Below are 12,308 nucleotides of genomic sequence, written 5' to 3'. Positions count from 1 at the left end.
CCCGCCGCCGGCACACGGGCACGGGAACGAGGACGAAGCTATCCCCAGCACTAGTGCCGGCGGCGAACGGGCCGGATACCTTCTGGAGGTGCTCTCCCCCACCGCACTGGACGCCATGTCCAGACGACCGCTGCGCTACCTCGGGTCGGCCTGGCCGTGGCGGGCTCTGGCCTACCTGCTGATCAGCGCGGGAATGGGGCCGGTGGCGGCGGGCCTGGTCCACCTGGCGTACGTGCGGGGCGTGGCGGTCGCCGTACCGGCCGCGGTGGCACTGGTGGTGGTCCTCGCGCCGTGGCTGGCCCGATTCGAGAGGTGGCGGCTGCGGCTGGTCGACCGCGTGCCCGCCCGCGCCCCGCACGGGCCCGTGAGCTCCGGACCGCTGAACCGGCTCCGCACCCGCCTGCGGGATCAGGCGAGCTGGCGGGAACTGGGCTTCGCGGCGGTCTCCGTGCTCGCGCTGTGGTGGATCGACCTGGGGCTCGTCGCCCTCGGCCTGTGGCTGCCCCTCACGCTGATGAGCGCGCCGTTACAGCCGAGCGTCGACCTGCTGCCCAGCCTGCCCGTCGTGGCGGCGGGCCTGGTGATACTGCCGATCGCCGCCTATCCGATCACCGCCTGGGCGGCGGCGCGTGCCACCGTCGTCCGCGCCGTGCTCGCCCCGCGCGAGGCGGAGATCATCCGATCTCGGGCCCGGCTGGCCGACGCCTTCGAGAACGAGCGCCGCCGGATCGAGCGCGACCTGCACGACGGCGCCCAGCAGCGGCTCGTCGCGCTCACCATGAAGCTCGGCCTGGCCGAACTCGACCTGCCTCCGGGATCGGTCGCCGCCGTACAGGTCAGGGAGGCGTACGAGGAGGCGCACAAGGCGCTGGCCGAGTTGCGAGAGCTGATCCGCGGTGTGCATCCGCAGGTGCTCGCCGACCGGGGCCTGCCGGCCGCCGTGCTCGACGTGGCGGGCCGCTCACCGGTCCCGGTGGACGTCGACATCGTCCTGCGGGAGGGACGGCGGCTGCCACCCGCCGTCGAGGTGACCGCCTATTACGTCGTCTCCGAGGCGCTCACCAACGTGGCCAAGCACAGTGGCGCCTCCCGCTGCCGGGTTCGCGGGCGGCTGGTGAAGGGCGTACTCGTGCTGGAGATACGGGACGACGGGGTGGGCGGCGCGGATCAGGGCGGTGGAAGCGGGCTGGAAGGGCTGGCCGACCGGCTCGCCGTCGTCGACGGCACGATGTCCCTGCACAGCCCGGCGGGCGGGCCGACCGTGCTCGGGGCGGAGATCCCGTGCGGGTAGTCATCGCCGAGGACGCGGTCCTGCTCCGCGAGGGCCTGGCCGGGCTGCTCGAACGTTTCGGGCACGAGGTCGTCGCCTCCGTCGGCGACGCCGGCGCGCTTCTGGCCGCCGTCGTCGAGGACGAGCCCGACGTCGTCGTCACCGACGTCAGGATGCCGCCCGGTTTCACCGACGAGGGGCTGCGCGCGGCGCTGGAGCTGCGGGCCCGCCGGCCATCGCTCCCCGTGCTCGTGCTGAGCCAGTACGTCGAGCAGACCTACGCCGCGGAGCTTCTCGACTCCGGCACCGGTGCCGGTATCGGCTACCTGCTCAAGGACAGGATCGGCGCCGTCAAGGAGTTCGTCGACGCGCTTGAGAGGGTCGCGGGCGGCCACACCGTGGTGGACCCCGAGGTCGTCATGCAACTCCTGCGACGCCGTCGTGACCCGCTGACCCGCCTGACGCCGCGCGAGCTCGAAGTGCTCGGCCTCGTGGCGGAGGGCCGCTCCAACGCCGCCGTCGCCCGCGCCCTGGTGGTCACCGAGGCCGCCGTCGCCAAGCACATCGCGAACATCCTGAGCAAGCTCGACCTGCCGCCCGCCCAGGACGACCACCGCCGCGTCCTGGCCGTCCTCGCCTACCTGCGAGGGTGAGCGTCCGCGCCGCCACGCTCCGGGGGCCTTCCCGGCCACCAGCCTGCGGGGGCGCGGGCGTCACCCCGGCAACCGTCATGCCCGTGCCGGCTTCCCAGCCCCGGAGGACCGAGACCGCGGCTCCTCGCCGTCGGCGGCTCCGGCGGTCCGGTCCGCCTGAATCGCCGGACATGCCTCAGGAGCGACGGTCCTCCATCTCCCACAGGTGGTCGACGACGTGCCAGGCGATGCGGCGGGCGGCGTAGCGGACGGGCCAGCCTCCGGGGACCGGCGGACGGCCGTCGGAGGGCCGGGACAGCACCTCGACGAGGTCCGCGCGCATCGCCACCAGGGCCGAGGGCTCGTGGATGGGCTTGTGGCGGACACCGATCTTGCGGGCGTACGCGCGCTCGGCGTTGACGACGTGGGCGGCCATCTTGTCGCGGTCCCTGCCACCGCCGCGCGGGCCCTTGCGCAACTCCTCGGGCGAGGTGGCGGTGGTCTCGCCGAAGAGCTCCCAGGCCGCCCCGAGCAGCGCGACGGTCCGGGCCGCCTCGGTCTCGTCCACCGGTTCGGAGTCGAGCGAGGGAATCGCCTCGATGGCCCCGAAGTCCGTGGTGGTGCCGCCCTTGGCCCGCTCCACCACAACCGGGTCCCCCGGCTCGAAGACCAGCCCGGCCCGCTCCGCGACCACCCGGTAGCGCGGCGCGTACGTCATCAGGGCCTCAAGCGCCTCCTCCTCGGACCGGCCGATCCGGCACCACCCCGGCCACTCCACCGAGCAGGCGAAAACCTTCTTCGGGCCGATCTCCAGGTAAACACGTGTCATGGGCGACAGCATGGCACCCGTACCTGACAGCCCACGGCAGGAATGTGCCGGTCGGCGAGAAACCGGGAGCGGGGAACACCCGAGACCGGCGGCGAGCCGGCCTCGGCCGCTCTCGCGCCGATGCCCGGCACCGCCGACCGGCCGGGCGAGGTCCTAGTCGATGAGGCCGATCAGGTCGGCGACCGAGTCGACCACCATGGACGGGCGGAACGGGTAGCGATCGACCTGGTCCCTGCTCATGACCCCGCTGAGCACCAGGATCGTGTGCAGCCCGGCCTCCATGCCGGAGACGATGTCGGTGTCCATCCGGTCGCCGATCATGGCGGTGCTCTCGCTGTGGCCGTCGATGGCCCGCAGCGCGCTGCGCATCATCATCGGGTTGGGCTTGCCCACGAAGTAGGGTTCCACCCCGGTCGCCTTGGTGATCATCGCGGCGACCGCGCCGCAGGCGGGCAGCGACCCCTCGTTCGACGGGCCGACCGGGTCGGGGTTGGTGGCGATGAACCGGGCACCGCCCTCGATCAGCCGGATCGCGCGGGTGATCTGGGTGAAGCTGTACGTGCGGGTCTCGCCGAGGACCACGTAGTCGGGGGCGATGTCGGTCAGCACGTAGCCGATCTCGTGCAGGGCGGTGGTCAGCCCCGCCTCCCCCACCACGTACGCCGAGCCGCCGGGGCGCTGGCCGTCCAGGAATCTGGCCGTGGCCAGCGCGGAGGTCCAGATCGACTCCGGCGGGATCTCCAGGCCGGCCGCGCGCAGCCGTACGGCCAGGTCGCGCGGGGTGTATATCGAGTTGTTGGTCAGCACGAGGAACCGCTTGCCCGACTCGCGCAGGCGGCGGATGAACTCGTCGGCACCGGGCACCGGATGTCCTTCGTGGACGAGGACCCCGTCCATGTCCGACAGCCAGCATTCGATCGGCTTGCGCTCGTCCACCGTTCTCCCCTGTTCCCGCCGGGTACGTACCGGAACAAGGATGACAGGACCTGTCCGGTCATGTGTCATCAGACCCGTACATCGACCGGGAAGGCCGGTCACGCGGGTCCTCCGGCACATCGCGAGGCCCGCCCGCCGGGCCGGTTCTCCGGGCCGGTTCTCCGGGTCCGTCCACCGGGCCCGTCCACCGGATCCCTTCGCCGACTCCGTTCTCCGGGCGGCTCCCGGTGCGTCGAGCCGCGAGCCCGATCGGGACGCGAGTCCGCGTGCCCGGTCGGGCGCGTCCGCGTGCCCGGTCGGGGCGCGGGTGCACACCGGACCCGATCAGCGCGGGTGCCACAGCCCGATCAGGGCGCGAGTGCCTCCAGCGCCGCCTCCGCCCTGCGCATCGACTCCTCGGGGTCGGCGTCGGGCGATCCGATCTCCGGGTCGAAGTTGAGGTCGTGGAAGACGTCGGTGACCCCCTTGGCCGCGAGTTCGTCGACGTCGCGCCGGATCTCCTCGAACGAACCGGTCAGCGGTCCGCGCCCCTCCGCCCCCGGGGCCCGGACGCGGGTGACGCCCCGGGTGACGAAGCGCAGCGCCTCGGGGTCGCGCCCGGCGGCACGGGCCGCCTCCTTGACGACGGAGATCTTCTCGCCGATGCCGTCGAGGTCCTCCCGGCTCGAACTGATCCAGCCGTCCGCCAGCCGCCCCGCACGCCTCAGCGCCACCTCGGCGGAACCGCCCAGCAGGATCGGCGGCGCGACGGGCGGCTTGGGATCCTGGTGCACCGGGGGCAGCTCGTAGAACTCACCCCTGTGCTCCACGGTCTCCTCCGTCCACAGGCGCCGCAGCAGCGGGACGTACTCCTCCGCGCGCCGCCCGCGCCGCTCGAACGACATCCCGGAGGCGGCGAACTCCTCGGGCAGCCACCCCAGGCCGAGCCCCGCGTCCAGTCGCCCGCCGGAGACCGCCTGCAGGCTCGCCAGCTGCTTGGCCATCAGCGCGGGCGAGGCGAACGGCAGGTTGAGCACCGCCACCCCGAGCCGGACGCGGCTCGTCAGGCCCGCCAGGTAGGCGAGCGTGACCACCGGGTCGTGCACGCTGCGGTAGGTCGGGCCCATGGCGTGGCCCCGCGGGTAGAGCAGGCGCTGGAAGGTCCACAGCTCGTGGTATCCGAGTTCCTCGGCACCCCGGGCGATCCGCGCCATGTTGTCCGGCGTCGCCCAGGACCCCGACACCGGCACCGCGAAACCGATCCTCATACCTCGCACTTTATGCCGCCGGTCGGCAGGACCCGCGACCGGTGGTTCACTTGCCGGATGGACAGCGAGGACCTGATCGACGAACTGCGCCGGATCGGCGCCCGATACGGCGGCGTGCCCGGCACGGTGCTGCCGACCAGGCCGGACGTGATCATCGTGCGGGCCGGTTCCGTCGTGGTCAAGGCGCACGCGCCGGGGGCGGAGCGGGAACCGCTGGTGGAGCGGATGCGGGCCACCGCGCACCCGGCGCTGCGCGGCATCATGCTCGAACCGGTGACCGAGGAGGTCCTGACCGCCGGAGACCGGCTGGTCACCGTCTGGCCGGCCGGGACGCCGGTGGACCACGCGGATCCGGACGCGGCCCCCTGGGAGGCCGCCGCCCGGCTGCTGGCGCGGCTGCACGCCGTACCGGCGCGGGCGCTGCCCCCGCTGCGGGCCGCGGGGGGACCGGCGCGGGTGGCCGCGACCGTCGCCCGCCTGGGCGACCGCTCCGCCGCCGAGCTGGCGGTGCGCCGGGCCTTCACCTGCCTGCCCTCCCCCTCCCCACCCGGTACGAATCCCGGCAGCCCGCCCGGCACGAATCCGGGCGGCCCTTCCGGCACGGCTCCGGGTGGCTCTTCCGGTACGAATCCCCGCGGCCCTTCGGGGACGACTCCCGGCGGCTCTTCCAGCGGGGCTTCCGGTGGTTCTTCCAGCACCGCTTCCGGTGGCTCTTTCAGCACGGCTTCCGGTGGCTCTTTCAGCACGGCTCCCGTCGGCCTGACCCACGGCGACTGGCACATGGGCCAGATGGTCCGCGCGCCGGGCGAGTGGATCCTCATCGACATCGACGACCTGGGCGTCGGTGACCAGGCATGGGATCTGTCCAGGCCCGCCGCCTGGTTCGCGGCCGGACTGCTGGAGCCCGAGGTGTGGCATCGCTTCCTGGGGGCCTACCGCGACGCGGGCGGGGTCGCCGTCCCACCGGACGGCGACCCGTGGGGACGGCTGGAGATCCCGGCTCAGGCGATGACCGTGCAGCTCGCGGCGGCGGCGGTGGCCGCCGCCGGCCGGGAGGGACGTCCGCTGGACGAAGTGGAGGAGGTGCTCGTCGAGTCCTGCCTCAGGATTGTCCGGCATCGAAGCGCCTGCCATAGTGTGCCCACGCAGTAGGTTGTGGTTACTCGGTTACCACGCCAGAACAAGGAGACCAGCCAGATGCAGTGCCCCAAGTGTCGGGGCGCCATGCGCACCTATGAGCGCAACGGCGTCCACATCGACCAGTGTGAGAGCTGTCGCGGAATCTTCCTGGACTACGGCGAGCTCGAGACGCTGACCCGCATGGAGAGCCAGTGGTCGCAGCAGTCCCACGCAGCTCCGCCGCCGCCCCCGCCGCCCGTGCACGGCGCTCCCGGCTACGGCGCTCCCGCCTGGGGTGCACAGCACCACGGCCACTACGGCCACCACCGCCAGCGCAGCTGGGTCGGAATGCTCTTCTCGACCTGATCGGCCGAGGTGAAACCGGGACCGCGACCTCGTCACGAGGTCGCGGTCTTCGCGTTCCCGGCGCCGCTCAGATCGCGGTGCCGCTCGAGTCGCAGCGCCGCTCAAGTCACGGCGCCGCTCGGTTCTCCGCGCCTCTCCGCCCACGACGGTCCTCCGCCCACGACGGTCCTCCGTTCAAGACGGCCCTCCGCGCACGGCGGTCCTCCGTTCGGGGCAGCCCTGCGGCAGGACCGCCGCCCCTCCGGGGACGCCCTTCCCGGGGTCGCCGGACCGGGCGGGGAGGACGTGCCGGGGCGTGAGGAGGCCGCCCCCGGGAATCGGGAGAAGGCGGCACGTCAGGTGGGGAAGTCGCCCGGCTTGACCTTCTTCGGCTTCACGGTGCCGCCGCTCACGGCGTGCAGGGTGATCGTCCAGTCGGTCCAGCGGATCTGGGTCGCGGTATGGACGGTCCTGAACCGCACGGTCTTGCCGAACTGCTCGAAGGCGCACGACCGGGTGAAGGTGCGCGCCTTCGCGTCCCAGTCCTGGCCGAGGGTGTAGTAGATCTTGTAGCTGCCGTCCCGGACACCCCGGATCTTGAAGTTCGACTTCTTGCGGACGTACACGGTGACGGCCTTCTTCTTGCCGCGCACCAGGACGACGACGGCGTCCTGCCTGGTGCCGTTGCGCAGTTCGAGGTAGGCGCGGCCCGTCCGCCCCTCGGAGGCGATGAACCTGCCGTTGGACAGCCGGCGGTCGCGCTTCTTGGCCGCCTTGACCGGGATGACGCTCGCCGGGTACCCGCTCAGCGTCTTGGCGACGTCTTCCACGTCGGACAGCTGGTCCGCCTCGGCCATGCCGGTCAGCACGGCCGGGCCGGTGCACACCCGCTGCTCCTCGGCGTCCTGGCGGGCGGTGTCGAAGGAGGTCCGTAGCCGGCCCAGGGCCTCGACGTAGCTGTCGTGCTGGGTCTTCACCTCGGCGGGAGGTGCCAGCGCGGAGAGCCGGGTCACCGCGCCCTCCACCGCGCCGGAGGTCTTCTGCAGCTGCTTGCCGAGGGTCTTCAGGCCGCCGGTCGCGGCCAGCTTCTTCACCGCGGCGCGCACCGGGCCGCGCGCCTCCTCCAGCTCGGCCCGATACTCGTCGGGCGTCAGCGTCACGGCGGCGGGCGAGCCGGTGGGAGACGAGGAGCCTCCGCCCTCCGTCCCCCGTCCGACGCCCACCGTGCCGCCCGCGGTGGCCGGGCCGACCACGGGCTCACTCGGAGACGGGGTGCAGGCGGTGAGGGCCACCAGGGTGACCACGGCACAGGCGAGCAAACGGGGGGTAGTCACTTGCACAACTATTGCCGGATCGGTCACTGGGCGTCAAACAGTGCCCGGGAATCGGCAATCTCTGACAGCCCTCCCTCCCGGTCCACGGACAGCCACCGGGTGATACCGACCGATTCCAGGAACGGCAGGTCGTGGCTGACGACGACGAGCGCGCCCCGGTAGGCCTCCAGCGCCTGGGCGAGCTGCCTGACGCTGGCGATGTCCAGGTTGTTGGTCGGTTCGTCCAGCAGCAGGAGCTGTGGCGGCGGCTCCGCCGACAGCAACGCGGCGAGCACCGCGCGGAACCGCTCACCGCCCGACAGGGTGCCCGCCGCCTGGTCGGCGCGGGCGCCGCGGAACAGGAACCTGGCGAGCCTGGCCCTGACCTGGTTGACCGGGGCCGACGGCGCGAAGCGGCGGACGTTGCCGACCACGCTGAGCGTGTCGTCCAGCAGGTCGAGCCGCTGCGGCAGATACCGCACACCGGGCACGGACACCGTGACCGAGCCCTCGGCCGGTTGGAGTTCCCCGACGACGGTACGCAGGAACGTCGTCTTGCCCGAGCCGTTGGGACCGATCAGCGCGATCCGCTCGGGCCCCCTGACCACGAGGTCCGCGGGCGCCGCCCCGCCCACCGTGCGCAGGCCGTCGGCGGTCAGCACGATCCGCCCGGCGGGGACGGCCGTCTCCGGCAGCTCGACGCGGATCACGGCGTCGTCACGGACGGCGCCCTCTGCCTCGGAGAGCCGGTCGCGGGCCTCGGCGAGCTTGTCGGCGTGCGTGCTGCGGTACTTGCCGGCCGCCACCTCGGCCTGCCGCCTGCGCGCCTGCATGATCACCTTCGGTTCGCGTTTCCGCTCGTACATCTTGATGCCGTAGCGCACCCGGCGGGCCAGCTTGACCTGGGCCTCCTCCCATTCGCGTTCCTGCCGGCGCACGTCGGCGCCGGCGACCCTGACCATCCGCTCCGCGGTCTCCCGCTCGGCGGCGAGCATCTCCTCGTAGGCGGAGAGGTTCCCCCCGTACATCCGCACGGTGCCGCCGGTGAGGTCGGCCACGTTGTCCACCAGCTCCAGCAGGGCCCTGTCGTGGCTGACGACCACCAGCACCCCCGGCCACGACTCCACCGCGGCGTAGAGCCTGCGCCGGGCGTCGAGGTCGAGGTTGTTGGTCGGCTCGTCCAGCAGCAGCACGTCGGGCCCGCGCAGGAAGAGCGCCGCCAGCCCGACCATGACGACCTCACCGCCCGACAGCGTCGCCACCGTACGGTCGAGGCCGACGTGTGCCAGGCCGAGCCGGTCGAGTTCGGCGCGGGCGCGCTCCTCGACGTCCCAGTCGTCGCCGACGACGGCGAAGTTCTCCGCGGAGACCTCGCCGCGCTCGATGGCGAGCAGCGCGGCCCTGCGCTCGGCGATGCCCAGCAGCCGCTCGACGGTACGGCCGGTGTCGAGCGGCAGTCCCTGCGGCAGGTGGCCCACCTGTCCGGCGACGCCGATCGATCCGGAGAGCGGGGCGAGCTCCCCCGCGATGAGCCTGAGCAGGGTCGACTTGCCCGAGCCGTTGACGCCGATCAGACCGGTGCGCCCGGTGGGAAAGGCGGCGTCGAGGTCGTGGAGGACGACGGTGCCGTCCGGCCAGGCGAACGACAGGCCGTCGACGACTATCGAAGAGGACATGGGGCGGCTCCCACAAGGTGTCGAGATGGAACATGACACGGGAGACACCGCGGGCGCGCACGCGCCCATCCGGGATTCACCAGGGAAGCGTCATCACGACGATGACGAGATCCGCCGAGGTCAGATGCGCGCCGGGCCGGAAGGGCGGCTCGGGCGGCGCGGTGTCTGGAACCTCAGAACTTCAACGGACTCTCCCACGGACGGTGACACGGCTGTTGAGAAACTACCCGACGCGCCTCGGACCGCGTCAAACCCTTTTCCACGCCCCGCTTCCCGAGCCTGGGCGTGGATCCGTAGCGCGACGGTGGGCGTGACCCACCGGTGGCGGCGCGGTCACGACCGGGTCCCGGGTCACGGTCGGATCCCGGATCACGACCGGATCCCGAGTCACGGTCGGATCCCGGTCGTGGCCGGGACCGCGTCCGGAGGTCAGCCGGCCGGCCGGATCACGAGGAGCGACCGCGGGCGCTTGGTGAACTCCACCTCGCCCGTGACCGTGAACGTCTCGCCGTCGCGTGCCAGCGACAGCCTTCCCGAGGGCGCGGAGACGCGCAGCGTGTCGGCCTGCCACTGCTGGTAGTGGCGCGACAGCTTCACCCGCCCCGCCAGGAGGCTGAGGAACACCCGCAGCCTGGGCAGCCGGTCGGCGGCGGCGAGCACGCGGATGTCCAGCAGGCCGTCCTCCAGGCGCTGCCTCCTGGCGGGGGCTCCGCCACGGGCCTCGTAGCGGCAGTTGCCCACGAACACCATCCAGACGCGCCGGGGCGCCCCGTCCACGACGAGATCGACGGGTTGTGCACCCCCAGGGCCGAGCACCTCGGCCATCGCCCAGAACAGCGCCGGCCACTTGCCGATCCGGCCCTGCCGCCGCTCCCTGCGCTCCACCAGCGCCGGGTAGACGCCCACGCTGGCGGTGTTGACGAACGTCCGGCCCGCGACCTCGCCGACGTCGACGGCCACGAGGTCGCCGCTGTGGTAGGCCGTCACGGCCTCCTCCGGGGTCTCCACCCCGAGCGCGCGGGCGAACTGGCCGCGGACGCTCGCGGGAACGACGAGCAGCGGGGTCGCCCCGCCCACCGTCTCCTGGGCGGCCAGGTTGACCACGGTGTCTCCCCCGGCCACCGCGAGCACCTTGGCCCGCGAGGCGGCGTCCCGTACGGCGGCCCCGAGGTCGGCGCCCGGCGCCACCTCGACGACCTCGGCCCGGGGGAGGGCCTCGCGCAGTGCCTCGGCCGTTCCCGCGACGGCGTCGGCTGAGCCGTCGACCACGGCGACCGTCCCCTCGCCCTCCTGGTCGAGCCGCGCGGACGGCGCCGTGAGGGCGGCGCGCGCCTGCCCCGCCTCACCCGCGTCGGGCCAGATGCGACGGGTGATCAGCCCCGCCGCCACGCCGATCCCGGCTCCGGCGAGCACGTCGCCGGGATAGTGCACGCCGGTGTAGACGCGGGAGAAGCAGACTGCCGCCGCGAGGAGCGCGACGGGGACCGCGACCACGCGGGGCGCCTCCAGCGCCACGGCCGCGGCGAAGGCGCCCGCCGAGGCGGAGTGGCCCGAGGGGAACGACGCCGACGCGGGCATCTTGATCAGCCGGGCGAGCGGAAGCCCCTCGGCCGACGGCCTGTTCCTGCGGAAGGCCTGCTTGCCGACCAGGTTGACCAGCGGGCTGGCGAGGCTGACCGCGAGCAGCCCCCTGGTCGCGGCCCGGCGCAGCGGCCGCCGCCCGCTGACCGCCAGCGCCCCCGCCACCCCGGCCCACAGGAGCGAGTTGTCGGCCGCGCGCGACAGCGCGGGCACGACGCGTTCGAGACCGGGCAACCTCGCGCCCGCCACCATGGCGAACACCCGCCGGTCCAGCCTGCTCAGCCGCGACCCCAACCGCATGCGCCGCCCCCTCCTGCGATGAAGAAAAGCAATGACGAACCGCGACGATCGACCGCCCCGGCGAACCGCCCACGACGAACGGCGATGACGAACGACCGGGCGGCCATTCGATTCTGCCGCGCGTCCCGGTGTCCGGGGTGTTTCCGCCGCTCCCATACTTCTCACCGGAACGGCGCGAAACGACACCGGCACCGGCACCGACACCGACACCGACACCGACACCGACACCGACACCGACAGCGCCGATAGCACCGATGACGCCGACGCGGCCTCGCTACTCGTCGGCGGCGTCGCCCGCCGGGGAGGAGATCACCGGCTCGTGGCCCCTGGCGGCGAGTTCGGCCTCGACCGCGGCGCAGACGGTCTCCACGACCGTGACGCGGGCCAGGCGCTTGTCGTCGCCGGGGACCACGTGCCAGGGCGCCTTCGGGTGGTCGGTGCGGGCGAGCATCTCCTCCACCGCGACCTCGTACTGCGGGCGCCTCTCACGGTTGCGCCAGTCCTCGTCGGTGAGCTTCCACGCCCGCAGCGGGTCGTCGGCCCGATCCTGGAAGCGCCTGAGCTGCTCCTCCTCGGAGACGTGCATCCAGAACTTGACCATGATCATGCCCTCGGCGGCGAGGGTCCGCTCGAACTCCACGATCTCCCCGTACGCGCGGGACCACTGCTCCTCGGTGGCGAAGCCCTCGACCCGCTCCACCAGCACCCGGCCGTACCAGGAGCGGTCGAGCACGGCCATCCCGCCCCAGCCGGGCAGGACCGGCCAGAACCGCCACAGGAAGTGGTGGCGCTTCTCGTCGTAGGTCGGCGCGGCGAACTGGGCGACGCGGACGTGGCGGGGGTCCAGCGGGCGCACCAGCCGCTTGATGGCCCCTCCCTTGCCCGAGGCGTCCCAGCCCTCGAAGACCACGCACAGCGGCGGGCCGATGCGCTGCTCGCCGACCTGGCCGCCGAGCACGAGCCGCAGGTGGAGCAGGCGGTCCAGAGCGGCGTCGAGGCGCTCGGAGGCGTCCTTCTTGGAGAGCTTCTGCGACAGGTCGACCTTGGAGAGGCGGTTCAT

The 12,308-nt window shown here is 73.0% G+C and carries 11 protein-coding genes; 4 read left to right on the top strand and 7 right to left on the bottom strand.

Annotation, left to right across the window (positions count from 1 at the left end):
* Window positions 1-88: 88 nt before the first annotated feature.
* The gene (locus ACFFRH_RS12725; protein WP_344745183.1) at window positions 89-1,291 is read left to right on the top strand and encodes a sensor histidine kinase; all 1,203 of its coding nucleotides are present in this window, start codon (window positions 89-91) and stop codon (window positions 1,289-1,291) included.
* Entirely contained in the window at window positions 1,282-1,923 is a 642-nt protein-coding gene (locus tag ACFFRH_RS12720; protein WP_344745182.1) for a response regulator, read from the top strand. The genes ACFFRH_RS12725 and ACFFRH_RS12720 overlap by 10 nt, the downstream gene beginning before the upstream one ends.
* Window positions 1,924-2,098: 175 nt before the next feature.
* On the opposite strand, the gene ACFFRH_RS12715 is transcribed toward ACFFRH_RS12720, so the two are convergent.
* The 3 genes from ACFFRH_RS12715 to ACFFRH_RS12705 all read right to left on the bottom strand — a co-directional run bounded on the left by ACFFRH_RS12715 (window position 2,099) and on the right by ACFFRH_RS12705 (window position 4,914).
* Window positions 2,099-2,731 (bottom strand): hypothetical protein, encoded by a 633-nt coding sequence (locus tag ACFFRH_RS12715; protein WP_344745181.1) that lies wholly within the window; start codon window positions 2,729-2,731, stop codon window positions 2,099-2,101.
* A 153-nt stretch (window positions 2,732-2,884) separates the two neighbouring features.
* Entirely contained in the window at window positions 2,885-3,667 is a 783-nt protein-coding gene (locus ACFFRH_RS12710; protein WP_386156358.1) for an HAD-IIA family hydrolase, read from the bottom strand.
* Between the two features lie 347 nt (window positions 3,668-4,014).
* Entirely contained in the window at window positions 4,015-4,914 is a 900-nt protein-coding gene (locus tag ACFFRH_RS12705; RefSeq protein WP_344745180.1) for a TIGR03619 family F420-dependent LLM class oxidoreductase, read from the bottom strand.
* A gap of 57 nt (window positions 4,915-4,971) precedes the next feature.
* On the opposite strand from ACFFRH_RS12705, the gene ACFFRH_RS12700 reads away from it, so the two are divergent.
* Window positions 4,972-6,066 (top strand): aminoglycoside phosphotransferase family protein, encoded by a 1,095-nt coding sequence (locus ACFFRH_RS12700; protein ID WP_344745179.1) that lies wholly within the window; start codon window positions 4,972-4,974, stop codon window positions 6,064-6,066.
* A gap of 45 nt (window positions 6,067-6,111) precedes the next feature.
* Entirely contained in the window at window positions 6,112-6,399 is a 288-nt protein-coding gene (locus tag ACFFRH_RS12695) for a TFIIB-type zinc ribbon-containing protein (protein ID WP_344745178.1), read from the top strand.
* A 335-nt stretch (window positions 6,400-6,734) separates the two neighbouring features.
* Here ACFFRH_RS12695 and ACFFRH_RS12690 read toward each other — a convergent pair whose 3' ends face one another.
* The 4 genes from ACFFRH_RS12690 to ACFFRH_RS12675 all read right to left on the bottom strand — a co-directional run bounded on the left by ACFFRH_RS12690 (window position 6,735) and on the right by ACFFRH_RS12675 (window position 12,308).
* Window positions 6,735-7,712, bottom strand: coding sequence for a hypothetical protein (locus ACFFRH_RS12690; RefSeq protein WP_344745177.1), 978 nt, complete (start codon window positions 7,710-7,712; stop codon window positions 6,735-6,737).
* Window positions 7,713-7,735: 23 nt separating this feature from the next.
* Complete coding sequence (locus ACFFRH_RS12685) at window positions 7,736-9,367, bottom strand: ABC-F family ATP-binding cassette domain-containing protein (protein WP_344745176.1); 1,632 nt, start codon at window positions 9,365-9,367, stop codon at window positions 7,736-7,738.
* Window positions 9,368-9,796: 429 nt separating this feature from the next.
* Window positions 9,797-11,248: a bifunctional phosphatase PAP2/diacylglycerol kinase family protein gene (locus tag ACFFRH_RS12680; RefSeq protein ID WP_344745175.1), complete on the bottom strand. Its 1,452-nt coding sequence runs from the start codon at window positions 11,246-11,248 to the stop codon at window positions 9,797-9,799.
* 274 nt (window positions 11,249-11,522) lie between these two features.
* Window positions 11,523-12,308, bottom strand: coding sequence for a polyphosphate kinase 2 family protein (locus ACFFRH_RS12675; protein ID WP_344745174.1), 786 nt, complete (start codon window positions 12,306-12,308; stop codon window positions 11,523-11,525).

The organism is Streptosporangium vulgare, assembly GCF_042428775.1.
Classification (GTDB): Bacteria; Actinomycetota; Actinomycetes; order Streptosporangiales; family Streptosporangiaceae; genus Streptosporangium; species Streptosporangium vulgare.
The sequence above is the reverse complement of the archived record's forward strand: the minus strand, read 5'-3'. Positions and strand labels throughout refer to the sequence as shown.

Excerpts from the sequence above, each read along its gene's own strand:
- ACFFRH_RS12695 (WP_344745178.1), top strand. The coding sequence starts at position 6,112 with ATGCAGTGCCCCAAGTGTCGGGGCGCCATGCGCACCTATGAGCGCAAC.
- ACFFRH_RS12705 (WP_344745180.1), bottom strand. The coding sequence starts at position 4,914 with ATGAGGATCGGTTTCGCGGTGCCGGTGTCGGGGTCCTGGGCGACGCCG.
- ACFFRH_RS12715 (WP_344745181.1), bottom strand. The coding sequence starts at position 2,731 with ATGACACGTGTTTACCTGGAGATCGGCCCGAAGAAGGTTTTCGCCTGC.
- ACFFRH_RS12685 (WP_344745176.1), bottom strand. The coding sequence starts at position 9,367 with ATGTCCTCTTCGATAGTCGTCGACGGCCTGTCGTTCGCCTGGCCGGAC.
- ACFFRH_RS12680 (WP_344745175.1), bottom strand. The coding sequence starts at position 11,248 with ATGCGGTTGGGGTCGCGGCTGAGCAGGCTGGACCGGCGGGTGTTCGCC.
- ACFFRH_RS12675 (WP_344745174.1), bottom strand. The coding sequence starts at position 12,308 with ATGAACCGCCTCTCCAAGGTCGACCTGTCGCAGAAGCTCTCCAAGAAG.
- ACFFRH_RS12700 (WP_344745179.1), top strand. The coding sequence starts at position 4,972 with ATGGACAGCGAGGACCTGATCGACGAACTGCGCCGGATCGGCGCCCGA.